Source organism: Heyndrickxia acidicola (genome assembly GCF_001636425.1).
In the GTDB taxonomy this organism is placed as follows: domain Bacteria; phylum Bacillota; class Bacilli; order Bacillales; family Bacillaceae_C; genus Bacillus_AE; species Bacillus_AE acidicola.
Window position 1 is genome coordinate 2,358,356 of record NZ_KV440953.1, and the last position, 25,950, is coordinate 2,384,305.

At 37.4% G+C, this 25,950-nt stretch carries 30 protein-coding genes; 9 read left to right on the forward strand and 21 right to left on the reverse strand.

What is annotated here, in order from left to right; translation table 11 throughout:
• Positions 1–158 precede the first annotated feature (158 nt).
• The 6 genes from A5N88_RS11035 to A5N88_RS11055 form a co-directional block, all read right to left on the reverse strand.
• Positions 159–416, reverse strand: coding sequence for a hypothetical protein (locus A5N88_RS11035; protein WP_066265871.1), 258 nt, complete (start codon positions 414–416; stop codon positions 159–161).
• Positions 417–807: 391 nt separating this feature from the next.
• A complete protein-coding gene (locus A5N88_RS24330; protein WP_083953122.1) occupies positions 808–951 on the reverse strand; it encodes a YjcZ family sporulation protein in 144 nt (47 codons plus the stop codon).
• Between the two features lie 272 nt (positions 952–1,223).
• Positions 1,224–1,847 carry a GDSL-type esterase/lipase family protein gene (locus A5N88_RS11040; protein ID WP_066265873.1) on the reverse strand — a complete coding sequence of 208 codons (624 nt, stop codon included), beginning with the start codon at positions 1,845–1,847 and terminating at the stop codon, positions 1,224–1,226.
• 310 nt (positions 1,848–2,157) lie between these two features.
• Positions 2,158–3,090, reverse strand: a complete 933-nt coding sequence (locus A5N88_RS11045; RefSeq protein ID WP_066265876.1) for a dipeptidase — start codon at positions 3,088–3,090, stop codon at positions 2,158–2,160.
• A gap of 17 nt (positions 3,091–3,107) precedes the next feature.
• On the reverse strand, positions 3,108–3,812 hold the full coding sequence (locus tag A5N88_RS11050) for a gamma-glutamyl-gamma-aminobutyrate hydrolase family protein (protein ID WP_066265877.1): 705 nt from the start codon (positions 3,810–3,812) through the stop codon (positions 3,108–3,110).
• Between the two features lie 551 nt (positions 3,813–4,363).
• Positions 4,364–4,552: a hypothetical protein gene (locus A5N88_RS11055; protein WP_066265879.1), complete on the reverse strand. Its 189-nt coding sequence runs from the start codon at positions 4,550–4,552 to the stop codon at positions 4,364–4,366.
• 358 nt (positions 4,553–4,910) lie between these two features.
• On the opposite strand from A5N88_RS11055, the gene corA reads away from it, so the two are divergent.
• Both corA and A5N88_RS11065 read left to right on the forward strand, forming a co-directional pair.
• Positions 4,911–5,861: a magnesium/cobalt transporter CorA gene (gene corA, locus A5N88_RS11060; protein WP_066265884.1), complete on the forward strand. Its 951-nt coding sequence runs from the start codon at positions 4,911–4,913 to the stop codon at positions 5,859–5,861.
• Between the two features lie 39 nt (positions 5,862–5,900).
• Positions 5,901–6,593: an SGNH/GDSL hydrolase family protein gene (locus A5N88_RS11065; RefSeq protein ID WP_066265887.1), complete on the forward strand. Its 693-nt coding sequence runs from the start codon at positions 5,901–5,903 to the stop codon at positions 6,591–6,593.
• Positions 6,594–6,866: 273 nt separating this feature from the next.
• Here the strand turns inward: A5N88_RS11065 and A5N88_RS25515 are convergent, their stop codons facing one another.
• The 6 genes from A5N88_RS25515 to A5N88_RS11090 all read right to left on the reverse strand — a co-directional run bounded on the left by A5N88_RS25515 (position 6,867) and on the right by A5N88_RS11090 (position 11,991).
• On the reverse strand, positions 6,867–7,025 hold the full coding sequence (locus A5N88_RS25515; RefSeq protein WP_198160244.1) for a hypothetical protein: 159 nt from the start codon (positions 7,023–7,025) through the stop codon (positions 6,867–6,869).
• Positions 7,026–7,180: 155 nt separating this feature from the next.
• Positions 7,181–7,732 (reverse strand): superoxide dismutase family protein, encoded by a 552-nt coding sequence (locus tag A5N88_RS11070; RefSeq protein ID WP_083953124.1) that lies wholly within the window; start codon positions 7,730–7,732, stop codon positions 7,181–7,183.
• A 308-nt stretch (positions 7,733–8,040) separates the two neighbouring features.
• Positions 8,041–8,709, reverse strand: a complete 669-nt coding sequence (locus A5N88_RS11075) for a DNA alkylation repair protein (protein ID WP_066265894.1) — start codon at positions 8,707–8,709, stop codon at positions 8,041–8,043.
• A 106-nt stretch (positions 8,710–8,815) separates the two neighbouring features.
• Positions 8,816–9,853 (reverse strand): STAS domain-containing protein, encoded by a 1,038-nt coding sequence (locus A5N88_RS11080; protein ID WP_066265896.1) that lies wholly within the window; start codon positions 9,851–9,853, stop codon positions 8,816–8,818.
• Between the two features lie 429 nt (positions 9,854–10,282).
• Positions 10,283–10,837, reverse strand: coding sequence for a GNAT family N-acetyltransferase (locus tag A5N88_RS11085; RefSeq protein WP_066265899.1), 555 nt, complete (start codon positions 10,835–10,837; stop codon positions 10,283–10,285).
• Between the two features lie 419 nt (positions 10,838–11,256).
• The gene (locus A5N88_RS11090; protein WP_232317570.1) at positions 11,257–11,991 is read right to left on the reverse strand and encodes an acyltransferase family protein; all 735 of its coding nucleotides are present in this window, start codon (positions 11,989–11,991) and stop codon (positions 11,257–11,259) included.
• Positions 11,992–12,540: 549 nt separating this feature from the next.
• Here A5N88_RS11090 and A5N88_RS11095 point away from each other — a divergent pair.
• Positions 12,541–13,425 carry a YitT family protein gene (locus A5N88_RS11095; protein WP_066265904.1) on the forward strand — a complete coding sequence of 295 codons (885 nt, stop codon included), beginning with the start codon at positions 12,541–12,543 and terminating at the stop codon, positions 13,423–13,425.
• A gap of 468 nt (positions 13,426–13,893) precedes the next feature.
• Here the strand turns inward: A5N88_RS11095 and A5N88_RS11100 are convergent, their stop codons facing one another.
• The gene (locus tag A5N88_RS11100; protein ID WP_066265907.1) at positions 13,894–14,424 is read right to left on the reverse strand and encodes a YceI family protein; all 531 of its coding nucleotides are present in this window, start codon (positions 14,422–14,424) and stop codon (positions 13,894–13,896) included.
• A gap of 193 nt (positions 14,425–14,617) precedes the next feature.
• Here A5N88_RS11100 and A5N88_RS11105 point away from each other — a divergent pair, with 193 nt between their 5' ends.
• Positions 14,618–14,944, forward strand: a complete 327-nt coding sequence (locus A5N88_RS11105) for a winged helix-turn-helix transcriptional regulator (protein WP_066265909.1) — start codon at positions 14,618–14,620, stop codon at positions 14,942–14,944.
• 115 nt (positions 14,945–15,059) lie between these two features.
• Here A5N88_RS11105 and A5N88_RS11110 read toward each other — a convergent pair whose 3' ends face one another.
• Positions 15,060–15,476 carry a disulfide oxidoreductase gene (locus A5N88_RS11110; protein ID WP_066265911.1) on the reverse strand — a complete coding sequence of 139 codons (417 nt, stop codon included), beginning with the start codon at positions 15,474–15,476 and terminating at the stop codon, positions 15,060–15,062.
• The gene (locus tag A5N88_RS11115) at positions 15,477–16,172 is read right to left on the reverse strand and encodes a DsbA family protein (RefSeq protein ID WP_066265914.1); all 696 of its coding nucleotides are present in this window, start codon (positions 16,170–16,172) and stop codon (positions 15,477–15,479) included. It abuts the gene before it with no gap.
• 300 nt (positions 16,173–16,472) lie between these two features.
• Between A5N88_RS11115 and A5N88_RS25520 the strand changes: the two genes are divergently transcribed.
• Positions 16,473–16,610: a hypothetical protein gene (locus A5N88_RS25520; RefSeq protein WP_198160246.1), complete on the forward strand. Its 138-nt coding sequence runs from the start codon at positions 16,473–16,475 to the stop codon at positions 16,608–16,610.
• A gap of 301 nt (positions 16,611–16,911) precedes the next feature.
• Positions 16,912–17,547, forward strand: a complete 636-nt coding sequence (locus A5N88_RS11120; RefSeq protein WP_066265916.1) for an FMN-dependent NADH-azoreductase — start codon at positions 16,912–16,914, stop codon at positions 17,545–17,547.
• A 675-nt stretch (positions 17,548–18,222) separates the two neighbouring features.
• On the opposite strand, the gene A5N88_RS11125 is transcribed toward A5N88_RS11120, so the two are convergent.
• On the reverse strand, positions 18,223–18,759 hold the full coding sequence (locus tag A5N88_RS11125; protein WP_066265918.1) for a DUF2812 domain-containing protein: 537 nt from the start codon (positions 18,757–18,759) through the stop codon (positions 18,223–18,225).
• A 353-nt stretch (positions 18,760–19,112) separates the two neighbouring features.
• Complete coding sequence (locus A5N88_RS11130) at positions 19,113–19,535, reverse strand: general stress protein (protein WP_066265920.1); 423 nt, start codon at positions 19,533–19,535, stop codon at positions 19,113–19,115.
• 252 nt (positions 19,536–19,787) lie between these two features.
• On the opposite strand from A5N88_RS11130, the gene A5N88_RS11135 reads away from it, so the two are divergent.
• On the forward strand, positions 19,788–20,129 hold the full coding sequence (locus A5N88_RS11135) for a YckD family protein (RefSeq protein WP_157090657.1): 342 nt from the start codon (positions 19,788–19,790) through the stop codon (positions 20,127–20,129).
• A gap of 74 nt (positions 20,130–20,203) precedes the next feature.
• Here A5N88_RS11135 and A5N88_RS11140 read toward each other — a convergent pair whose 3' ends face one another.
• Complete coding sequence (locus tag A5N88_RS11140; protein WP_066265923.1) at positions 20,204–21,058, reverse strand: VOC family protein; 855 nt, start codon at positions 21,056–21,058, stop codon at positions 20,204–20,206.
• 178 nt (positions 21,059–21,236) lie between these two features.
• Here A5N88_RS11140 and A5N88_RS11145 point away from each other — a divergent pair, with 178 nt between their 5' ends.
• A complete protein-coding gene (locus tag A5N88_RS11145) occupies positions 21,237–21,428 on the forward strand; it encodes a hypothetical protein (protein WP_066265924.1) in 192 nt (63 codons plus the stop codon).
• A 336-nt stretch (positions 21,429–21,764) separates the two neighbouring features.
• Positions 21,765–22,619 carry a CAP domain-containing protein gene (locus A5N88_RS11150; RefSeq protein WP_232317571.1) on the forward strand — a complete coding sequence of 285 codons (855 nt, stop codon included), beginning with the start codon at positions 21,765–21,767 and terminating at the stop codon, positions 22,617–22,619.
• A gap of 359 nt (positions 22,620–22,978) precedes the next feature.
• Here A5N88_RS11150 and A5N88_RS11155 read toward each other — a convergent pair whose 3' ends face one another.
• The 3 genes from A5N88_RS11155 to A5N88_RS11165 form a co-directional block, all read right to left on the reverse strand.
• Positions 22,979–23,230, reverse strand: a complete 252-nt coding sequence (locus A5N88_RS11155; protein ID WP_066265934.1) for a hypothetical protein — start codon at positions 23,228–23,230, stop codon at positions 22,979–22,981.
• A gap of 155 nt (positions 23,231–23,385) precedes the next feature.
• Entirely contained in the window at positions 23,386–23,844 is a 459-nt protein-coding gene (locus tag A5N88_RS11160) for a hypothetical protein (protein WP_066265936.1), read from the reverse strand.
• Positions 23,845–24,210: 366 nt separating this feature from the next.
• Positions 24,211–25,686: a SulP family inorganic anion transporter gene (locus A5N88_RS11165; RefSeq protein WP_066265941.1), complete on the reverse strand. Its 1,476-nt coding sequence runs from the start codon at positions 25,684–25,686 to the stop codon at positions 24,211–24,213.
• Positions 25,687–25,950 lie beyond the last annotated feature (264 nt).

A 25,950-nucleotide genomic window follows, 5' to 3' on the forward strand; every position in this document is an offset into this window, starting at 1 on the left:
TATTGAAAAACTTCGGCTCTTTTATATGATAAAAACAACAGAGCCTTTATCAAATCCTTCTTTTACTTAAGAAGATACTTTTTTACAATATACTGAAGGAATGCCCCCTTCTTTTAAAAGGGGGCATTCCTTCAGTATAAATTCATTTTCATTTAAACTTACCAGAATAATCCTAAAAAAGCTATGCTGGCAATTGCACCTAATGCAACGCCCCAACCAAAGCCAGCTCCCCAGCCCCAGCCATAGCCGCCGTAATATGGATAGCCGAATCCCCCATAATTTCTTCCTGGGAATGGTCGAAGATATACGTGGCGATTATCGACTCTATGAATGACCCCTCTGTGAATTCTCCCGTCAACAGTACGAATTTCTACCGGTTTTCCGATGCCCCCACGGCATTGATGATAATAATTCATATGTTCACCTCCAGTTATATGTCCCTACACTTTAATGTATGGTTTTGAAAAGCTTTTGAGAGGGACAAACGTACAGGGTGTTTGTCTATTTTTAATAAAACTCGTTAAATCAATGTTACTTTTACCTCCACTTGAATGGAGGAGAAGTATTCAGGATAATATGTACACCACGCTGGAGAGCAGCGGAAATCGGCCTATAGGATAAAAAAGCCTTTAAATAAGACTCTTCTCGTAAATGTAGTCCCTATTTGAGTCAAATACATGCCTAGTATACAAAAGTTAGAAAAAAACAGATACCATTTATGCAAAAACAGCCATAATAACCGGTCCGTCCATCTCCCCATGCAAAAGAAGCCTTTCCACTGTGTAGGAAAGGCTTCTTTATTTGTTATTAATAAACGTATGCTGCACCAACAATAATCAGAAGGATAAATAATACTACAATTAGAGCAAATCCAGCTCCGGCACCATATCCTCCGCCATAACCATAACCGCCATAGCCATAACCGCCATAGCCACCACATCTACCGCACATTCTTTTTCACCTCCCGGCATTTGTAGCGATAATTACCTTACACCCTTACAATATTCATTTAACGTCTATTGGTATGGACGTATGTGGAGATTTTCAACTAAAACATAATTATCATATTTCGTTTAGACTATGTTTTACGATTTTGCTTTTAACAGCTTGGAACGCAGACTGCCTTATTCTTATCAAGAAGAGATCAAAAGAAAAAAGCCTTAATTTTAGGCTTTGTACAGATTGAATGATTATAATAAAACATTCTTTGCAAGGCCCCCCGCTTACTCTGTATTACCGGTTCCCAGCTCATGTAATTTTTTTGAAATTTCAATATGCCCTTCATTGTTTGGATACAGGGAGTCTTTTGTACACCATTTTTTCTCCTGCCCTTTAAAATGCTGATGCAGATTTATAGATTGTACATGTGAAGAACATGCCCGGCATGCCATATGCTTATGAAAGTGCCTTATCCACTTTTCAGCAAGTGGATCTTCATGATAAGGATTATGAAACCCTAAAAGTGTAATCGTATAGCTTTGGTTCGCTTTTACTTCCTTGATTTTATTAATCGTATCATCAATATTATGTTTACATTGTCTTAATGTTTTTTGAAATCCTTCTTCATTGTTATCTACTTTAAAGGTTTTCACAGCATCCAAAAAATCCTGTTGTCCTGCCGATAGAACAATATAGTCACTTTCTTTCACTTTACCCAAAACAAAAGTATTATCCAGAAGCTCCATTACATCTTTCGAACGGTTGGAAGCACGGGCAATAGTGGTTACTTGAACCTTTTCTTTTAAAGAGTTTTCTAACAGACGGGCATGCCTTTGAACAAACCCTGGTGCCAAAAAAGATGCACCCATTCCTGCACATAAACCATCACCTATGGCTAAGTATTTCATGAAATCCCCCCTCCAAATATCACAAAATCTCATTAATTATATGTATTCAATAATTAGTGAGAAGCGACCCATTTTATTAAAATAGGCTTGCTCTATATAAACGGATTCCCTAATTGCTTTTATAAAGGGGGATCCTAAAAGGGAACAGCAGCAATTTTTTTGGAGGGATTGATTGGTTGGCTCCTAAATTGCTGCCTTTCATATAAAAACTCTTTTATTCTTCCCTGTTGATTTTCTGCTGCAGACACTCGCTTTGCTTTCCAATCAACAATGGGGTATAAATCAACTTGATTCTTAAAAGATTACAATATTAACCAATATTACTCACATAATTGATAAAATTTTGATGGGCAAATCCCGCAACCTGCTCCTCGCTGTAATACTTCAACAATTCATTTATCAGGTTCTGATAGCAGGATGCATTCTCCAGGCCTTTAATATAAGAATCAATTCCGTCGAAATCAGATCCAAAACCAATTTTCTTGACCCCGCCAAGCGAACAAAAATGGTCAATATGCTTAATTAGATCTGATATAAAAACAGTTCCTTCTTTTTTTACGAAATATGGACAGAAAACAACATGGATCATTCCTCCCTTAGAGAACATGGCACAGCTTTGGGAATCGTTTAAATTTCGCGGATGATTACAAAGTGCCCTTGCATTGGAATGGCTCGCAATTGGATATTCTGCAAGATCCATTACATCCCAAAAAGCTTTTTCACTGAGATGAGAGACATCTGTAAGAATTTTATGTTCATTATGGAAACGGACAATTTCCTCCCCCAATAATGTAAGTCCTCCCCCTCGAGGCTCTCTTGCACCATCTGCTGCAAGATTGGCATAATTCCAAGTCAGTCCGACAGAACGCACCCCCAGTTGATAAAGAATATGGAGACGATGAAGATCATTTCCTATTGGATCCACTCCCTCTAAAGTCAGCATAATGCCTATTTCCCCTGGAGCCAAAAGCTGAATGTCTTCCCAGTCTTTTATTTGCTTCATTTCCGAATGCTTTCCAAGAACCTCAGTGTAAAAATAATGAATTTGGTCAAGTGCCGCCTGAAATTTTTCATCAGACTTGACTTCAGGAGGTATAAAAATAGCAAAACATTGAATTTTTATTTCGCCATCAGACAATCTGTTTTTATTGGTATCCAGTTCAGGAGAATTCAAAAAAGACATTCTTCCTTTACCTTCCCACATTTTCATGAGAGCGTCACAATGTAAATCAACTATTTGCAAAGTTGCCCTTCCCCCTTCTAATCAAAGCTTGCTTCAATAAACTGTTCAAAAAGTCTCTTGGAAATGATGTCGCCATTCACTGCTAAATTTTCCGGGTGCCATTGGACTCCAAGTACAAATTTGTGTTCTTTGCTTTCAATTGCCTCAATGATGCCATCAGAAGACCAGGCCGTCACAATGAAGGGTTTAGGAACCTTTCGAATTGCCTGGTGATGAAAAGAGTTTACTTTAAAATGGGTTTGCCCCGCCACACATGCAAGTATACTTTGCTCAACTACATTTACAGAATGCGACAAATGCGTTCTTGCTGCCTTCTGTTTATGCTGAAGGATAGGGTTTGATGCTTGGCTAAAGATATCCTGATACATATCTCCGCCTGCGGCCACATTTAAGACTTGGATTCCCCGGCAAATGGCAAGCACAGGTTTATCTATTTCCAGCATCTCCTTGACCAGCTGCAGCTCTAAGCTATCCCTGCCTGGAGAAATTTCACCAAGTCCCTGAATAGGTTCTTCTCCAAAAAAGGCAGGATCAATATCTCCTCCACCGCTTAGCAATAAACCATCTATGGTTTCAGCTATCTGTCTTACGTTCTCATCAATGCCAATCGGCAGAATAACCGGAACACCGCCATTTTGTATAACAGCCTGCGGATAATCATTTGAAAGAATATGCTTGGAGTTTAAGTCTACATCTGATGTGATACCAATAATTGGTTTCATCATTCACTCTCCCACTTGTTTAGTTTTCTGAACATATGGTATGCAGTCCTCTTACGCAAAGTCTGCTCTTGCATAGATTGTTGCCCGCGTATAATGGACGATCCAGTATTTTGTCTGTCTTCGCAGGAAGCTTTTAGCCCACTATTCATAAGCCTGCACACTAATCTACTTTTTTTTATTTTTAGCATAGGCTGTTTTTGCAAAAAGTGTTTTCACGTGCAAAGGATCAATCCGTATGTTGTCTGTCTTCTTTGCATCTTTTCGTTATCTATTCAAAAATTTATTACTTAAACCAGATTTTTAATTATTTTTTGTGTTAAACAGCTAAAAGGTTTACGAAAGAGCCTTCGCAATAGCTTTATCATCTTCTCATCATTAGTTTATGTTTTTACTGGTCTTTTTTACACCAAGGTTTATCAATCTTACTAAGAAAAAGCACTTGGCCCCCGGCAAATCCGTAACCCCAACTTAAAGACATGAGTGAAAAAAATTACGTAAAAAAAAGCAAAGGCTTAGTGCCATTGCTTTTTTATTTCTTACCTTTATTTAATTTATTTTTCATAAGGGTAATCAATGTGTACACCATTTATCGCACCCGGTACATTTTCTCCCTCCATGTCTTGCATATAGCTTTCAAATTCTTTTTTTAATTTTTCAGGTGCCTCAGGTTTAAGATGCCAATTACCTGGTTGATCTACAAAATAGGGACTGTCCATAAATTCTGGCCGGATATCGGTCATATCTCCTGCACCTTCTCTCCATTATATATAACTAAAAGATCACAAAGGTTTAACTTCTAGAACTCCTATTCTTATCCGTACCCTTCTCTCTCTTTTTTAAGCACTTTTTTGTATGCTTTTTACAATCTTTGTTGTTAATGGCGGCTTAAAAAGGTTTGGTGAGCAAGCCCATGAATATTATTAGAAACAGCTCTCACTCATATAGAAAGCTATTCAAGTAAAAACAAGCTTAAAGAGTCATTTATAACTGGCTATCTGTTTTTGTTTTCATCCGACAATATATTCCATAATTTTTCTTTTCAAAGGAAATCAAGCTATAATGTAAAAGAGTATTATTTCGGAGATAAAGAGGGGCATTATGATTAGAACGATTGCCATTACTAAAACGCATCAAATTGTAAAAGGAAAGCCAATTGAAGAAATTTTATCTGATGACTATTTATGGTATTGGATTGACTTCGACCAGCCGGCTGAAGAGGAAATCGCAAAGCTTAGAAGTCCCCTTAATTTTCATCCATTGGCCATTGAAGATTGTATTCACACTCTACAGCGACCCAAGCTGGATTATTATGATGAGTATACCTTTTTTGTCATGCACTGCATTCTCCCCTACAATCTGGAGAAGGAAGAGCTTAATCTTTTTTTAGGTGAAACCTATACTGTCACCTTTCACCATTCTGTTTCAAAGGAAATTGACGAAATATGGAACCGATTGGAAGCAGCAAAGGATGCAGCGAAATGGGATCCTTACTTAATTCTATATCATGTCCTGGATAAAATTGTAGATAATTATTTTCCCATTATCTATCAATTGGAAGATGAGCTTAACCATATAGAAGCCAATTCAACAAAGCAGTCCATGGAGGACTTGCTCGAAGGCTTATTTGCGATACGCCATGATCTATTGGCAATGAGGCATTCCGTAACACCGATGAGTGAACTAGTCTATCGAATGTTAAATTCCCATCGCTTAACTGGAATTAAGAAGAAAACAGCCTATTTCTCTGATATATATGACCATTTGCTTAAAATATCCAGTTTAATTGATGCGAGCAGAGAAATAACAGCTGACATCCGGGACAGCTATTTATCCATGAATGCACATCAAACCAATAAAGTTATGAAGGTACTCACAGTTATCACGACCATCTTCATGCCATTAACACTCATAGCAGGAATTTACGGCATGAACTTCAAATATATGCCTGAGCTCGAATGGAAGCCTGGTTATTTTTTTACCCTTGGCTTAATGGTTGTCATCTCGTCAGGCATGTGGTTATGGTTTACCCTTAAGGGCTGGTTTAAATAATTTTGTAAAATAATTTTTTATTGAGAGGTGGACGCAGTAATGTATATTTCCTGTTTTGGCGACAGCATTACACGCGGGGTATCATATGCAAAAGGTCGGCTAAGAATCATTAAGCAAAATTACCCCTCCTTCTTACAGCAGTTGTTTCATACAGCACCGGAAATCATTATACAAAATAAAGGTGTTTTCAATGATAATTCAAATCTCCTAATTCAAAGGCTTGAAAAAGATATCCTTCAAGAAAAGCCTGATTTAGTTCTCATTTGTATTGGAGGAAACGATTGTAACTTTAAATGGGATGAAGTAGCTTGTGCTCCTGATGACAAGCATATTCCTATTGTCCCCATTGAATCCTACATCAAAAATGTAAAAACCATTGTGAGCAAAATCAGGGACAAAGGCATTGCTCCTATTCTAGTAACACTTCCGCCTCTTGACCCCACAAGGTATTACCGCTTCATTTCCAATACTCACGGAAATGCTATCAGCCACTGGATTAGCTTAGTTGGAGGAATTGAGCATTGGCATGGACTTTACAATCGAAGCCTTAATGCTCTCATTCAGCAGATGAATGTTATGAGTATTGACGTACGCAGTGCTTTAAAAAAAGCAGGAGATTTAAAAGGCTTGATAAGTGATGATGGAATTCATCCAACACCTGAGGGGTATTCCGTTATAAGCCAAAAAATTCACAGCGATCTCATTTCACGCATATTCCCTGCCTGCCTATGATAAGAAAAGCGGAGGCGCCTGGCTCATCGGCGTACGGATTTCAGAGTCTCTGACTGAGATAAAGGAAACACAGCGAGGTCTTTTACGAGCTGATGTTGACTTATCGTAGGGAGGGGACGCAGAAATCCGCTAGCCGATAGGCGCTGAAGCTGGACACTAAGAAAAGCGGAGGCGCCTGGATCATCGGCGTACGGATTTTAATAAAACATTTTATACTTTGTTATCCTTTTAAAAAAGACTGCACCCAAGGCTGTCTTTTTTAGTGAATTGATATTATTTTTTATGCCTATTTTCAATATATTTGTTTCTTTCTCCTCCATCAGCCAGTTCTTCTGCGAACTCTGCATTTCGTTCATCCTTTTTCTTGCCGAACTTTAGCGTGTCTTCTCCAAGATTATTGTTTGTAGCCGCCTCTTCATTCCACTTTTTCACTATTTCTCTCCTCCTGAACATAAAACATTACCTGCCTGTCTCCTTTATTGTCCATGGAAGAGATTTATTTATACATAATTAAATATAAGCTGTAATTCTGAATGATGAACGGACTCCCTTAGTGCCTAATTTACCTTGAAACAAATTAGGCATTTTTATTGCTTGGGCTGATTTTGAAATTGAACCTTCCTTATGATGCCGCATCCAAGTCTCCTGCCAGCATCCCCTGCAGGCTGAGTACGGTAGTCATCGGGGCTTTCATGAATGATAACTGATTTCCCAATAACTTCCTCTACTGTAAATTTATTTGTAAAGAATGACATCCTTGCATAGCCATTATTTGAAAAAAGAGCTGGAAAATCTCCTGCATGGTTTCCATGCGGCTGGTTATGAGGATTCCAGTGCCCGCCTGCTGCCTCGAAAGGTGTTTGAGGATCTCCTACTTCACAAGTCCCATTTTCATGAATATGGAAGCCATGAGGCCCTATTGGTTTTTTTCCGTCTTTTGCAGGCTGGTAGGCCGGAAGTCCAAATACTTCTGCAAAAACCTCTGTTCCATGAGGGTTTTCCATAAAAAAGACATTACCCTGAAGCTGACTGGCTAAGGGTCCTCCTGTAATTTTTGCAAGAGCTACCGTAGACGGGGCTCTGAATGGTACGTATGAAGGCGTAGGGTAATAATAGTATCGATTATGATAATTAACCATCGTGAACATCCCTCCCTATTTAGTGCATCTGCCTAAATAATATGAAAGGATGCTTATCCATGTGAGTTTGATTTTAGGTCTGTTAATCCTGAGTGTCGTTGTCCGCTCAGGCACTTGTTTTTCAAAGCAGGAGTCTTATGTATCAGCTCTAAACAACATGAGCATAAATCTATATTTTGTCTGCCTTCAAGGCAATTTTTGGTTAGTAATTCACAGGTTTTACGACCGAACCTGTGAATATTATCAAATAGTACTAAAGTTTACGAGAAGAGCCTAAGTCATGCATTTAGTCTTGCCTGCGGTCTTCTTTAATCCACTTCAAGATATTTGCTTCCTTCTCTGATAGTGAGCCTTGGCAGTTCATTTTTCTCAATAAACATTTGAACAGACTCAGGATTTGTTTTTGAATACTCCCTTAAAGTCCAGCCCATTGCTTTCTGGATAAAAAATTCCTTGCTGTTTGCATTTAATAGGATGTTTCTATATAGGCGTTCTTCATCTGTATTGCCTTTGTACTTAAGCTGAAATAAGATAGCTGTCCTCCTCAGCCACATATTTTCATCCACCGCCCACTGATCAATTTGCTCTATCAGCTCCGGGAAACGCGAAGCAAGCGTCCCTATAAAGTTAGAAGCCAGAGGATCAACGGTATCCCACCATGACTTGCTTGTAATGAAGCTCATCAACAATGCCAAATGAGAAGGATCCAGCTTTCTCAGAAATTTCGATCCGTAATCCAGTGCTGCATATTGATATTCCCGTTCAGAGAGTCTCCACACTTCCTTCACAAAATCAACGTAGAAATCTTTTTTAAGGATTCCTGTTTTTAAATAAAACTCCTTCATCAGATCCCTTCTTACAGGTGCTTTAATTCCCAAGAATATAAAATGGTTCTTCATATACTTTTCCATTGAGGCTGCATTCTCTTTATTTGCCCGCTCTTTAAACAAACTTTTCAATACTTCTATATCTCCCACGCTTTTTTCTCCTTTTTTGGTTTGTTTTACTGTATTCTATCGCTCTTCATAATGACACAGAAAAGGCTCTAGATCCTTAACTAGAGCCTTTACAGATACCTCTATTTTATTGTATTTTCCTTCCTTGCTGTGATAATGCAAAATAAATACCATACTGTAAATTAGTAAAGCAATGAAATTTTGAAAGGTTAAAGTTCGTCTCCGTAATAGCAATCCCTAGCTGCGGAGAAATTCCTACAAGAATGGTCTGAGTACCAATCAGGGAAGCTGATGAAGCGAGTTTGTTGAGAAATTCAATAGTATACTGGCTAATTTCCTTATTTAAACCTGTTAAATCCAGTATTAAATACTCTGCACGATACTTTGGAAGGTTAAAAAGAGTAGTCTGGATCAAATCCTCTGAACGGTTCTCATCATATTTTCCCAATAAAGGGACGACAACAATTCCTTCGAGAACGGGAATGATGGGGGAGGAAATTTCTTTTACCAGTTCATTTAACTCCTGAGTCCGCTCATCAACGAGTCTTTCAAGAGAGATAATCTGCTGTGCCTGCTCCTTTCTTGCCAAGTCATGTATATTTCGCTCAATTGTTTGTTCTGATGGAAAAAATTCAAATTCGCAATAGGGTTCCCCTTCAATTTGACTCTTGTTAACACGATACCAAATATTCATTCCATACAGACCGGTCAGCATTCCTGCAAAATGTCCAGGTATAAATGTACCGTATTGTTCTTTTCCTTGTGCTTTATTAATTTGGTATTCCCAGCTGTCTTTCATTTGAATGATTGCCTTATTCTCTTTTTGGCAAATGCTTTTAACGGTGATCTTGCCCCATCCGGCGGATGCATATGTATTAGGAAGAACTTCCGCTACCTCTTTAATGGAAAAATTTTGGCTTTTAAAATAATCCCCTACCACAATTCCCTGCCTAAAACCTGTTGTTTCCAAAACGATTCGCGCAGATTCATGGCCAGACACTTCTTCAATCGTATCAAAAAAAGATTTCATAGCACTGGAAATCCAAAATAGAACAGCCGCTTCTCCTTGGAAGTTGAAATTGCCTTCCTCCGTATTCCAGGAAAAGTTTTGTCCAGCTACAGTTACCTCTGTTATTATTTTACCTTTACTCAACTCTTCTTCCATTTACAGGTACATCCTCTCATTCTCTGTTTCTATTATAAAATTTATTTTTTTCTTGTTCCTGTTCATTTCCTTTTGGGGTACAAGATTGCCTCGGGATCCAGGGGGATTCCGAGGCACATACTCCTGCTGAGGTCTTCCCTAACTCATTTTCTATACAGGACTCTCGCGCCTTCCACTCCAATCAATCTAGTTTTACAATCTACATCGATTTTAAGAATACCTTTTTTTTATAAATTCAAACTTTCCAGATTGATGCTTTTCCTGCAGCTCCTTTGAGTCATTTGTGCATAAGCATGCTATTTAGGAAAGAATCTATACATTTTATTCTAATACACCAGGTAAAAATGTTCAAAAAAAAACCCATAGTCAGACAGTCTTTTTACCTATAAATCATTCAAAACCAATTATAAAAATTTCATACTATGCTTTTCATTTCATACTTTGCCAATGTTCACATGTAATGCTGTATAAATTGTGATGTTCCCATAAACCATTAATTTTCAGGTAATACTCCGAGAAACCGTCATATCGAAATCCCGCTTTTTCCAAAACTCGTATGGAGCCTTTGTTTCGAGGCAATACCGCTGCTTGTACCCTATGCAGCCCTGCAGATCCAAAGGCGAATTGAATAGCCAAACGAACAGCTTCTGTAGTCAACCCTTGTCCATTATATTTCTCATCCAAGGAATATCCCATTGTACAGCTTTCCCACGCTCCCCAAACAACATTGCTCAAATTAACCCTTCCAATGAGCAGGTTACTGCTATTTAAGAAAACACCAAAGCCGTAGCCTAATTCCATTTCCCAATTCTCTTGCAGCTTCTTTAGTGCTTCCCGCTGGCCTTCTAGAGTGTAGAGCGATCTAGGAGCAATGGGTTCAAAAGGCTGAAAGAACTTACTATTACGTAGTTTAAAATCCAGTAATGGCTGAAGATCATCCAATGTTAATTTTTGAATATAGATACGGTCAGAAACCAATCGCATACATCTCACCTCATGAAATTTTATTAAATGAACCTTCCTCTAAATTAACTGAGGATACAATTATACTGTTACTGTTCTACGATACCACTCATCTATTGATTAACACGTATGAATTCTCTTTAAATTAAAAAAAAGGACGTATCCAAAACACACGTCACTGTCCTCTTTAATAATTTTTCATAACTTTAATTCAATGAATGACCGGGTATATTTTTTGGTAAAATAATTTCCCAGTAATAAGCAAATGATTCCTGAAAAAATCAGCAGCAGCAAATAATTTTGCGAGTAACCATTAAGGGAGTCATCGAGCCTCTATCGTTTTAATAATAAAGCCATGCAGCAGATAAACTATAAGGTTCTTTGCCCAATAACCGTTAATTTAAATTCTGCCTTTGGTACAAGCGATAGAAATCCGAAGGTTACATCAAAGGCAGTGCATATTGGCCTGCACGTATAAATCCATCCCAGAAATGTTCCTCCCCCATTCCCGCATAAGACTGTGAGCCTAACAGCCAGGGCACTGCATCCTTAGGAAAAGCAACTCCAAAAACCACTAGCGTCACTGAAATGATAGTCAGTCCCAGCGGAAGGGAAAACTTGGATTTTTCCAGATTTTTAATATGCTCCCTATCCAGTAAAAATCCAAATAAGAAATAAGGGAAAAACACCAGGGTCCTTGACAGACTCAAATATCCTCCAATGTTCGGAAAATAACCTGCAGCAATTCCAACTGCAAAAGCAATGGCCAATCCATACCAGCGTAATCTTCCAAAAACAATAAGCAGCATGTTCCAGCAAAATAGACTTAATAAAAAGCATAATGTCCAATGCGGCTGAAGTAAATTAATATTAAGTTTTGCGTCGCCACCTTTATAATAGTAGAAAAACGAATAGATCACTTGAAAAATAATATAGGGAATTAGAACTATTTTAATAGATTTAAAGAAGAAGCCTTTTTTACGGTAGCCCTTCGAATAAAATCCGGAAATAAATATAAATGCGGGCATATGAAAAAGAAAGATGACTGAATACAAAGTGAATAAAATACTATCATTATCTTTTAACGGACTAATGACATGTCCAAAAACCACTAAAAAAATCAAGATCAATTTAGCATTATCAAAGTACTTACTTCGATTCGTAAGAGAAGCCACTTATCCCCTCCTTGCTATAGCTTTAATGCTGTTTATTAACATCCCCCCTTCATAATCTCCTTTAATCTGTCATTCTATTTTTAAATTCAACTGAACTTCTCTCTATCTTCCGTTTTAACTTTATAATATCTGTATTACAAGAGGATTAAGGGACTGCCATTAGTATAAAAAGTCCTTTATTTTTTCGTTACAGGAAAATTAAATAGACAGGCAGCCTGTCTAAGTTTATTCACACTGCCTTAAAAATTTTTGTTTCTTAAGATACTTACAGCCTTTCTTACAAAAGGATCATGGAGCGCCATAATTTTCATTGCAGTAAATGACCTGCAAAATATGATTATTTCGGCTTGCTGAAAAATTTGATCACGTTTGATGGATACTAAAAACCATAAAAAAGAAATCAATGAACAGAAAATTTTGTAATGAAGATAAAAGGTCAATGAATAGGTTGATAAAGAAAAGGAATAAATTTTTCATATAGGCAATATTTTTTTTATAATATCAATGTTTGGTATAATTATATTTATAAATAATGAAAGGAGCGAACAAATGACAGAACTCGAGAAGTTGAATTACAGGCACAGATCGTTGTCCAAATCAAAAATTCTTAAAAGAGCCGTTGCCATTTTCATTGGAGCAGTTATTATGGCTGTCGGTTTGGAAATCTTTTTAATTCCTAATAGTGTAATAGACGGGGGAATTACAGGGGTTTCAATTATGCTAGCCCATCTTACAGGTCTTCCACTAGGTGTTTTTATCTTCATACTAAACCTGCCATTTTTCTTCCTTGGCCGTAAACAAATAGGAAAAACATTTGCGATTTCAACTCTTTTTGGAATTGCAGTTCTCTCCTTCTTTACTGCATTATTTACACCTATTCCTCCATTTACAGATGATATTCTGTTAGCGACTATTTTTGGCGGTATCGTTGTAGGCGTCGGTGTCGGAATTGTCATTCGATTCGGAGGCGCTCTGGATGGAACCGAAATTCTTGCTATCCTGCTTAATAAAAAATTTCCTTTTTCTGTTGGCGAAATCATTATGGTGATAAATGTTTTCATCTTAGGAATAGCAGGCTTTGTGTTTTCATGGGATCGTTCCATGTATTCCATACTGGCTTATATTATTGCTACAAAAACTATTGATGTCGTAGTACAGGGACTGGATGAATCCAAATCGGCCTGGATTATCAGTGATAAAGCAAAGGATATCGGAGAAACCATACTCGCTCGGCTAGGCCGCGGTGTTACTTATCTAAACGGTGAGGGAGCCTTTACCGAAGATAACAAAAAAGTAATTTTCTGTATTATTAACCGACTGGAAGAAGCCAAATTAAAAACCATCATAGAAGAAATAGATCCTTCTGCTTTCCTGGCAGTAGGAGACATTTCCGAAGTGCGTGGAGGCAACTTCAAAAAGAGGGATATACATTAGTAGAAAAGCGGAAAGCGCCCGTTCAGAGACGTACAGACTAGTCGGCCTCGACTGAGATAATGGAAACACGAAAAGTAATAGCTTTTCGATGTTGACTTATCGTAGGGAGAGGATGGGTTGTCTGCTAGTCTCTGGGCGCTTGGAGCTGGACAATAGAAAAGCGGAAAGCGCCTGGTTATCGTCGACCAGCATAAGATGATCCAGACAGGAAGGTTTGCTCTTTAACCTTCTGGCTGGATTAGCTTATGACTCGAGACGATGGCGCTTGGAGCTAGACAATTGAAAAGCGGAAAGCGCCCGTTCAGAGACGTACAGACTAGTCGGCCTCGACTGAGATAATGGAAACATTTCCGATATTAATTAACATCTCCTCCGAACAGATGCAATTATTTTAGCAGAAATAACTTCAACAGACCGGCAAATAAAAAGGCCCCTTTCAAATTTCGGAAAGGGCCTTTCGATGTCTATTTACGCTTTTTGTGCTTCAATTTCAATGGTGATGTTGACCTTGCTTCCAAGTAATACTCCACCTGTTTCTAACGCAGCGTTATACGTTAACCCGTAATCTTCGCGGTTAATGGCTCCACTTCCGCTAAATCCTACCTTCTCATTTCCCCATGGATCTTTTGCTGTACCTTCATACGTCACCTTAAAGGTTTCCGGGCGAGTCACCCCATGCAGGGAAAGGTCCCCTGTAACATTATATTCCCCATCATCTGTTTTTACTATTTTCGTAGATTTAAAGGTCAATTTTGGATAATTTTCAACATCAAAAAAATCAGCGGATCTTAAATGATTATCACGATCGGCATTTCTTGTATCAATACTTGCAATATCGATGACAAATTCAATATCTGCAGTTGTTAAATCCTCCGGTTCTGCATCAATTGTTGCTTCAAAGCTTTGAAAATTTCCTTTTGCTTTCGCAATAACTAAATGTTTAACGGAAAAATCAATACTGCTATGTACTGCGTCTACTGCCCATTTTTGTTTTGTCATTTTTAATGACCTCCTTAGTTTAACAGTTATAAGTGGTTTCACTAGCCAATATTCTATATAATTAAAACCAACTTACTTTATGTAAGTAAGTATACATATGATAACAAATTGTGTAAAGTAATAAAATTGAAAAAAGTAATTATTTTTATATTATTGGTTTAATAAGGTATAATGGAATCCAGGAGTGATATATATGAATCAATCTGCCATTTGTCCAAGATTTGAAAAGGCAATGAATATCTTGAGCCAAAGATGGACTGGACTAATTATTTATCAGCTGCTGATTGGACCGCAGCGTTTTTGCAACTTAGAATCTGCAACTACTATCAGTGCACGCGTCCTCTCAGAAAGGTTAAAGGACTTAGAACATGAGGGAATTATAAAGCGGGAGGTTTTTCCAGAAACACCCGTAAGAATTGAATACTCACTCACCAAAAAAGGACTTGCATTAGAACCAATTCTTAAAGGGATAGAAAGCTGGTCACAGAACTGGCTTGAAATAGAACCTGTAGAGGAATAAACCGATTTGTCCTACAAGACAATCGGTTTATTTTTAATATTGGCTTTTTATTTAACTGAGCTGTAAAAAGTGCTAATTAAAAAGTCACCATTCAAATTGAATGGTGACTTTTTGATCAATGCATAGACTTTTTAAATTGTTTTCGCAATAAAAACATGCTCACAGTAATAATAATAAATCCAACTAAAGCCAGCAGAGGTATTGTAATAAAGCCCAGCCAATTAATATATTGCTCTGTGCAGGGAATTCCAGATTTGCAAATTTGTACTTCTCTCATAAAAGGAATCTTTTGAATGCTGTAATGATAGAGAGAAATCAACATTCCAATACCAGATAACGGCATTACATACCGGTATACACGAAAATCCCTTTTATAAACAGCAACCCCCAGAATAAAAACGAGAGGATACATTAAAATCCTTTGATACCAGCACAGGGTACAAGGAACAAAATTCATGACTTCACTAAAAAACAGGCTTCCTGACATCGAAAAAATGGCAGCAATCCAAGCAATCCCCAAATATTTGCTCATCTACATACCCTTCTCTTTCGCCTTCTTGTTTACCAGGTTTATTAGGTCACTGTAGGATTGTCCTTTAAATAGTTTGCCATCAACAAAAATAGTAGGAGTACCGTCTATTTTAAGTTTATTAACATAGTTGATGTCTTTTTTCAGTGCCGCTTTATATTTTTGCTGTTTGAAGGCTGTAACCACTTTTTGAGTATCCTTATCTCCAGCGACATCCTTCAAGGTGTCTTGGAGAAAATTTAAAGAATAAACGTCTGTGCTTTCATATTTTGATCCATCAGGCTGCTTTTCATAAAGATGATCATGAAACTTCCAAAAAGCAGTGTTCCCTAACTCTATATAAACGGTTTCTGCAAATTGGGCCGCACGAGTTGAATCCCTATAAATAAAAGGATCATTCATAAAATAGTATTTTGCTTTTCCAGTTTGGACTAAATCTTTTATAATATCAGGAAAAACTGTTGCATTGAAATTTTTACAAACTGGACATTTATAGTCTCCAAACTCCACGATATTTACTGGAGCATTTTTGTTTCCCAAATAAGGTTCATTATTATAATTGAAAGTTGCATCCTGATGACTGGCAGAATTGACCTTTGCCAATAGGATGATCGTACCGATACAGACAACGACTAATCCTACCATCCAATAAAAAAATGCACGTGATGATTGATTTTTATTTTTCGTTTTATTCGCCATTTTTTCACCCTTTTTATATCAATTTTATCAGACTGCCTCTATAGTAAGCAAAGCGTGATGCCCTGCTATTAGTAAGTAAATATATTATATCAATCCTATTACGTCAAGGATAGAACATACCCGGAATCTTCTTTTTGGCGGAGCATATTTTAAGGAATAACTCCACTGGAATGAGAGAACTAAGTGTAATTTTTTTACATTATTTAACTAAATAATTTCTATTTTACTGGGAACACTATATAAATAAAGGTAAAAAAAGTATATTATATAAGTAATATTTCCTTGGAGGTGAAAAAGCATATGGACCAAAAGGCGTTTTTTTATGATGGAAGCTTTCATGTTGAAGAAACCTCGAATGAGGAGACTGTTACTCCTTCTCCATTTCCTATTACCGACGAAGTGCGCAAGAATCTGGCAGCAAATCCTTTTTCCTTCTAATTGACTGAATAATAAATTTATTAGCGAGTTTGGTTTATGGCTGCCTACACAAAGGTAGTCCTTTTTTTGTATTTGTGTGTGAGAAAGTTTTAAGAACAAGCCAGATCTAAAGGGACTAAACTCCTAATATATTTGATAATAATTTTTCTACAGAGTTAATCTGTTGACATAGCTTTTAATATGGAATATTATTATCTTGAATTAAAGATAATTCATTCCAAAATAAATTTTGGAGGTTTATTTTGTTACCCTTTGTGACAAAATAAATTATCAAATTGATAAAAGAAAGGTGTCGAAAGTAATGACAAAAGTACTATACATCACAGCACATCCACATGATGATAGCGTATCTTACAGCATGGCTGTTGGTAAAGCATTCATCGAGAGCTACAAAGAAGCAAATCCAAATGACGAAATCGTACGAGTGGATCTTTATAAAGAAAATATTCCACACATTGATGCTGACGTATTCAGCGGATGGGGCAAGCTTCAATCAGGAAAAGGATTTGAAGAGCTTTCTGCTGACGAAAAAGCAAAAGTTAGCCGTCTTTCTGAATTGAGCGAACAATTCGTTTCTGCAGATAAATACGTATTTGTTACTCCTTTATGGAACTTCTCCTTCCCTCCTGTTATGAAAGCTTATTTAGATTCAGTTTCTGTTGCAGGAAAAACTTTCAAGTATACAGCAGAAGGTCCAGTTGGTCTCTTAACAGATAAAAAAGCGATTCACATTCAAGCGCGCGGCGGCTTCTACTCTGAAGGCCCTGCAGCAGAGTTTGAAATGGGACATCGTTACCTGAACGTAATCATGGGCTTCTTCGGTGTACCTTCTTTCGAAGGAATCTTTGTTGAAGGCCATAATGCACAACCAGATAAAGCTCAAGAAATCAAAGAGAACGCAATTGCTCGTGCAAAAGACGCAGCAAAAACATTTTAATTGGTTTAATTACCCATTAATGCGTAAAAGGACAGGCTAAATCCTGTCCTTTTTATTTTTATTATAAAGGCTCTTTTCATATACTTTGTTGCTATTGGAGACAAAAAAATCATTTTAATATATATTCAGTATTAAAACTTGTGAATAGCACATGAAAAGATGTCACGAAGATAGACAACGTAAGAAAAAATCATTGTACGTAAAGTAACGGCCTATGCGAAAACAGCCATTATAAAATTTTTTATTCTTAAAAATTCAACCAATGTAGTCTCAGTTTAGCTTCAGCGGCTAGCTTATTTATACGTCTCTTCCTTCCGATAAGTCATCATCAGCTCGTGAACTTCCTCGTCTAAGGAAGTTTCCTACAAGAAGCAAAGGGACGACGAATCCCCCCTCTCGCTTTCAAAAGCTGGAACCTTAACCGATAATCAACCACCAAAACGAACAGAGCAATACCCAAGTCTAAGTAAATGGCCATTGGTAATGTAAATCTAACGTTGACTGGAGCTAAAGGCACGAGACTCCTGCGGGATCAACGGTAAGGGGAGACCCCGCAGAAGCGCAGCGACGAGGAGGCTCCACTACCGCTCCGCGGAAAGCTAGTGCCTGCAGCGCAAATCAACCAGCAGAAAGACTACGAAACGTACACCAATATGCAAGACGCATAAGCTATTCTTAAGTAAGCGAATCTTCTTTTTGCATCTGTACAATTCTTGCACTGATATTAGCTATTAAATGAAGGATGGACATCAGGACAAGGCCAGAAACAATCAAAACCATAACAGCTGAAAGTTTTCCAGTCAGTATGACAGTAATAGTGGCCAGGATGACTAGAACAAAAGCCAACAGCAAACCAAAGACTAGTTGATTTTTCATTTTTTTAAGTTTTCTTAGCTTAGCAATGCCATTTATCGAAATATCAGGAAAACAGACGTTCTCCCTTTCCGCTTGAAAGTAATGCCATCCAAGCCATTCAGCAGTGTGTGTCCAGCCTGCTTTTTGAAAAATATTAAGATACTCCTGCTTATGTTTACTCCTTATCCACTCATAATCCGTTCTATATTTAAATCGTTGCTGGTTAGTTTTTTCAAAATAATAGTAAAAATAGCGGCAGCCTTTTAAAATCCAGCCGTTTCTGGCCATTTGTTTCAGCCAGTCTTCCTCCTTTTTAATTTGCCAGGCAAAAAAAGGTTTAAAAACTCTTTTTTTCATTATTTCCCTTCCTCTAAAGCTTAGTTTATATCTTATATTTTATTATATAAAGCCCTTTTCCTCCATCCATTGAAGGGCTATTTATGAACATATTGTTTATTTTTTTCAAGGCTATTTCGGAAGCAATTCATAATTATAACGCAGGACCCGTTATCTTAAGGCTATACAACAAAGTTTACGAAAGGAGACTTTAGAAAAGAACCTATTGTATTAGAAGCTGGAACAATCGGAGAACACAATAGTAGAAGAACAAGAAGAATGTTATACAGAATGGAGACAGTAGGTGCCGGGTTTTTAAGGAACTGTTAACTATATATCCATTGATAAAACAGCGAAACCCGGATTATAAGAGTTTAATTCAGTTCAAGTAAGACAACAATTTTTCCAACCTCCAGCTCCGATACTGTCATTTCCGCTTCCTCATCAAGGCACCCATAGCTTGCTAACAGATGCTTCAGATCATCATGGGTTTCCCCATAGACATAAGAGGCTATTGGAGCTGCGGCCAGGATATGGCCAATGCCGGGATTAAGCAGCTGGGGAAGAATAAAAATACCTCCAAGACCAGCAAGCAAACCTGATAGTATGCCGAGGAAGCGGTGGCTGATTGCCTGTTTTTCTGAAACCTGCATGGTCTGGGTAATGACTTCCATGTCATGAACAGCTTTTGATACGACAGATATTTGACCGCATTCAAAGCCTTCCAGCAATAAATGATAGATATAGCTGATCGTTTCCTCAGCAGTATAAAATGAACCGACTTTTTGCATATCCATCCACCCTTTTCCTCCTTTATCAATTCTTTCGACTGCAGGTTTAAAACAACATCCCTTACCACTTACTCTACCTTTTTAAACAGGATAACGTATTTCTTTTACAACTTTATTGTGTACATATTTCATCTAGATAACAAAGTTTTACAGTTATGCCTGCTCTTCTTAAGATTTTTTTCATGATATTGAAAAATAGTGTATGAAATCCAAAAAGAGGAACAACCTATAACTAAACATTTATAAGGAGATGATAAAATGAATAAAATCAGAGTGATCATTATGGCCCTAGTCGTGGTATTAGCCGCTGCCGGATTTTCCTCCGTTCATGCTCAGGAAACAGCAAAGCAGCAGCCAATGGAACAACAGCATGTAAAACTCACAGCAAAACAAAAAGCAGAATTGGCAAATCTGACAAAGGATTTAATGGAAAAGAAAAAACAATTAGTGAGTAAATACGCCGAATTTGGTGTAATTCCGAAAGAAAAGGCTGACAAAATCATTGCCCATTTAGACAAACGTTACGCTGAAATGGACAAAAATGGATTTATTCCTCAATGGAAGCATCATCATGAGCATCATCAGCATCATCAAGATTAATTAAATTCTTGGTTGAATGAAGAGAAATTTCAAATCAAAGGGGAGTGACTTTTTTGTCACCCCCCTTTTTTCTTTTAATGAACCTTTAACTGTATTAGATTGCCTGAAGGATCGTGAACAAAGTAAGCTTTGTTTTCCTCTTGTATCTTTACTTTCATGGAACTTAATGTTGAAATGATATGATTCAATGTTTCTTTATCACTTAAAACAATAGTGAAATAATGAAGTCCTGCACTTTTTTTCGATGGTGCGGGTATTCCTTCACCATTCCAAATGTTTAAACCGATGTGGTGATGATATTCTCCTGTCGATATAAATAAGGCATGATTACTAAGCTTTTGGACAATATTAAATCCAAGGCCACTTACATAAAAATCCCCTGCATCCTTTAGATTTGCTACGTGCAGATGAATGTGGCCCATGATTGTGTCTTTCGGCAAACCAAGCCATTCCTTTTCTTTCCCCTGCGCAAGCAAATCTTGAGCCTGAATGGGCTCTGTCGCCATTACCACTTGGCCCTCCGTCCATTCCCACTCCTCAGAAGGCCGGTCTGCATAAACCTCAATACCATTTCCATCAGGATACTGCAGATAAATGGCTTCACTAACCAGATGATAAGATGCTCCCTGAATTGGATATCCAGTCCTTAGAAGGTGGTACAAAAACACACCCAGCTCTGAACGGTTTGGCAACAAAAGCGCGAAATGGTAAAGTCCTGTTCTTCTTGATTCTTTCGGGAGCACACCCTCAGGCTGCTCGAGCGTCAACAGAGGTTGATAACCATCTGCTGTTAAGAGAACTTTTTGTTCAAATTGCTGTAGAATTTTTAAGCCTAGTATACCCTGATAGAATACAATCGATTTTTCTATATCCTCTACTATTAAGTTAATGGATGCAGCAAAGATATTGGGGGGCTGGTGAAATGTCATTTTATAGTATTCCTTTCTATATTAACTTACTTTATGTAAGTAACTATATATTTGATAATACATTACGTCAAGCAGTAAGTTCCTCCTAGTTTATATAGTTTATTGATTTTTCAGAATCTATGAGGTTATTATCCAAAAAAACGGGTATAGATAGTTAAATGGAGAGGAGGTGATATTCATGAGATGTGATATCTGTGGAAACAAAGGAATGGTTAACGGAGTATATTGTAAATGCGGACATGGAATTTATTTAGCTATTGAAAATGGGGATTACCATGGAGATTCAGAGTATGAAAAAATGCTTGCTGACACATATATTCGGTATGAAAAATTATTTAACGGGTTAGGAGAATATCAACAATGCGTGTAAAGCAAAATACTTCGTAGCGGGCAGGAATCATTAAAAAGAATCCTGCCTTTTGTTTAGCATATCCTTTTTGTGTGCTTTGGTGCAGTTTCTCAATGAATTAGTTAATAAAATAGATTAACCAATAAGTACATATTTATTCATTGGACATTTTTCACTTTCTAAGCAAATCCAACCTATCCATAAACCCGCCATTTTTTATACTTCTTCTTATTCTTCTTCCGTTTAAATCTTTCAATTCCTCATCCTTTTCCTTTTTGTACGATTATTACCATCTATATTTCGTCGAACTTGTAAAAAAATAAAATGGGAGCTACATCCCACAAGGAGGCGATAACATTGATAAAAGGAAAGAAAAGGCTGTTTGCAGCACCTGTGCTATTGTTGGGCCTTGCTGCCTGCAATCATCAAGGGAACAACTCTGCCATGGATAATACCCGTGATGACAGAGCTTTGCGTAATGTCAGTTATAATGAAGGAAATGTACCGCATCCCTATCATAGAGGTGTAATTACACACAATCAAAATGATAAAACCAGGTACCGCTATCCGGATAGGCTTGTAGGGGTAAATATATCTGCTATGGATACTAACCAGTCAAGCTCGGTTTATCCGCAAACAAAAGCAGTGTTAACACAGGATGCTAAATATGAATCAGTACCGGTTAATCCAGAGAATGCGATAGGCTTTCAGGCAGGCCCCATTCCGGGAGTACAGGCAGGTATATCTCCAGGAGGAAATTCAACAAGTCAAAATGGGGGCAACCTCGCAAGTCCTGGAACACAGAATCAGTCTCCTGCCCAAAATAACGCTTCTATTGGAAATATGGCCAAGCAGGTAATTGATTTAACAAACCAGCAGAGGAAACAAAACGGACTTCCTGCTTTAAAAGCAGATAAGCAATTAAGCGGAGTTGCCGATAAAAAGGCAACTGATATGGAGCAAAACCACTATTTTTCCCATACAAGCCCTACCTATGGGTCTCCTTTTGATATGATGCGCGATTTTGGAGTAACCTATAATACCGCTGGAGAAAACATTGCAAAGGGACAACAATCGGCACAGGATGTAGTAAATCAGTGGATGAATAGCGAAGGGCATCGCAAAAATATTCTTAATCCTAATTTCACTAATATCGGTGTAGGATATGACACAAATGGAAATTATTGGTCACAAATGTTTACTGGTAAGTAAATAAAGAAAAAGGAAATCGGAGCTGGAAAGAGGAAATCTTAGCTTTCTTCCCGGTTTTCTTTTTTTTATTCCCTTGCCGGCTAATCTACGGAAAAGCGTTTAAAAATCACACCTGGCCGGGTTTATCTTCCTCTTGTATTTCAATGTATTCGCTTCCTATAAAGCCTATCACATTAAAGCATACCAAGCATTTTTTCACCTTAGGCTGTTTTCGCATAGAATGTTGGTTTTCGTACAATAGTATAAAATTACGCCAGGTTTCTAACCGATTTTGGCGAAAATTTAATTTTGTATAGTGAAACGCTGTTTTACCCACTTTTTCATTATAATAGCAGCAAAATTTTTTTATAATTAATATCTTAGCGGCTAATACTATCCGCAAATGTTTTAAGCACTGTTCCTAATCCTTCCTTTGAAAAAAAATAGAAACATGTAAAGGTAGTTATAACCATGATGGTTTTAAAAGGGATTCCACGAATCTTTAGTAAATATTTGCTTATGACCCAAACAATGAATAATGGAAGAATAAAATAGTGAAACATCATATCCATTATTCCATTTTCTAAAGCATTAAATATGCTGTGCATCTGGTTGCCTATTTCAGTTGGCATTCCTTTCACCTTCCTCATAACAAATAATTCGACAAGGACTATTGATTTCCTTTAGATTTTTCATGGTACTCTTGGACCATTTTGTCAAAGCATTGGAATAGGACAAACGTATTTGAAATCTTATATAGAAAAAAAGCACCTAATAATAAGGCGCATCAACTGTTTTCTCTTTTATTACACTCTATTTTTTCATCAATGAGTTTGACCATGTATTCTCTAATATAAATTTGTTTTCTTCTTTCTCTATCAATAAAAGAATATAAAATAATGAGAACAAGCCCGATAACGGCTCCTGCCGTTTTTAAAAACCAGCTTCCTGAAAGCTCCTTAAGAAAAAGAAATTTTGTCGGTATTTGAACAATAAACAAATAAACAATAAGCGCCACAATCAGTCCGATTGTAAAACCTCTAAATCCAAAATAAGAATCGGCTTTTTGCTGTGCTTCAAGATGTTTTTTCATCTCAAGAAAGACCTTCTTCTGTTCAATATTCCATTTTCCGTAATATTCCTCTAATACCAGCAGATCAAAATAAGCTTTTCTTTGCAGCTTTTCATAGTTTGCATGTTTTCTTAGAGCTTTAATTTTTATTGTCAAACTTTTTCGCTTCTTCATACTTGATCACCATAATCACTATAGTGTATTCATAATTAAATAACAATGATCTAATTTTACCATCACCAGTTTCTGCTGGTTAATAATGATGTTTACTTTTTCAAAGATTCTTTTAACCTTGGTGATATTTGTGCTCACAAACAGTTAAAACAAGAGGATTAAAGTACAGACATGTAATACAAGAGAAGAGCAGTTAAAAAACAAAAAAAGTGGCGCAGAAAATAGGATAATGCCGCTTTAACACTAGGGGCTGACCCCTTTAATGCTTTACCGAAATCAATCATCACCTTTTCCCTTCAATCAGACTGTTACAGCCGCAAAAAACCACCTTTTATCATAAAGGTGGTTTTTACATGCGTATAGTTATTACTCTCCAACCACTTTTCCCAGCACCTTGGACATTTCCAATACAGATATTTTTTCAACAAGGCGATAGCTTTCCTGATTCAGCCCATCGATGATGACTCTTGTTCCATGCTCCTTGTATTTGATGATGACTTTGTCTATTGCGCCTACTGCTGTATCATCCCAAATATGAGCATGTGAAAGATCAATAACAATTTCTTTCACATTTTCTTTAAAATCAAAAGCATTCACAAAATCTGTAACTGATGCAAAGAAAAGCTGTCCTGTGACTTTATATATTTGTCTAATTGAATTGCTGGACATTAGTTTTACTTCTATCTTTGAAATTTTCACAGCAAAGAAGACAGCACTTAAAATTACGCCAACCAGTACCCCAATCGATAAATTATTAGTGGCAACGACAGTAATAACTGTAATGATCATGACGGCAGAATCTGTTTTTGGCAATATGTGTAGTTTAGTTAAAGAGGACCAGTCAAACGTTCCAATACACACCATAATCATTACTGATACAAGAGCCGCCATCGGAATTTTAACTAGGACATGATTTAATGCAACGATTAAAACCATTAGAAAGACAGCAGCTACAAAAGTGGAAAGTCTTCCCCGCCCTCCAGATCTTACGTTAATTCCCGATTGCCCAATCATGGCGCAGCCGGCCATACCTCCGAACAATCCCGAAACAATATTGGCCATTCCCTGGCCACGGGCTTCCTTATTTTTATCACTGTCTGTATCCGTAAAATCATCCACAATTTGCGCTGTTAATAGGGATTCAATTAACCCTACTAGAGCTATTCCAAATGAATATGGAAAAATAATAGCAAGAGTCTCAAAGTTCATCGGCACATGCGGAAGCAGAAAGCTTGGGAGAGAAGGGGTAATTTGTCCTAAATCTCCCACAGTTCGTACGTGAGCTCCTGTTGCAACCGCAATAATAGTAACCACAATAATGGCTACCAGTGGTGAAGGAACAACTTTTGTCACCCGCGGAAACAAATAGATAATGGCAAGACCTCCTGTCACCATGGCATACATTACCCATGTAGCTCCCTTGAAATGCGGCAGCTGAGCCATAAAAATTAGAATGGCTAATGCATTTACAAATCCGACCATAACAGAACGGGGAATAAACTTCATTAACCTGGAAATTTTCATTGATCCTAGTATAATTTGGATAATTCCTGTCAAAATAGTTGCTGCCAAAAGATATTGGAGGCCATGGCCTCGTACCAATCCCCCCATTAACAAGGCCGTTGCTCCTGTAGCAGCTGATATCATCGCAGGTCTTCCCCCAACCAAAGCTATAACAAAAGCAATACAAAATGATGCATATAAACCTATCATCGGCGGGACTCCCGCAATAATGGAAAAAGCGATGGCTTCTGGTATTAAGGCTAATCCCACAACTAACCCGGACAAGATATCCCCTCTTACATTGCCAAACCATTCATATTTAATTTTATTAAGATTCAAAAACAACTCACTCCATATGTTCAAAATTTGATGACTTTCAACTCTCATGAAAGTCGGGGCCGTTGATAACGAAAGCCATTATAACATAAACTACAAATTGAAGAAAATGTAATTACATGGATACGTTTAGCTGGCACTTGTACTTGGTACCACTGTTTTATCTAAGGTTGTTCTTGCACAGATTACTACTTTTCGTGCAATGGACAAATCCTTATTGTTATTCATCGAGCATAGTTTTATTTAAAAGTTTCTATATAGAGCTTA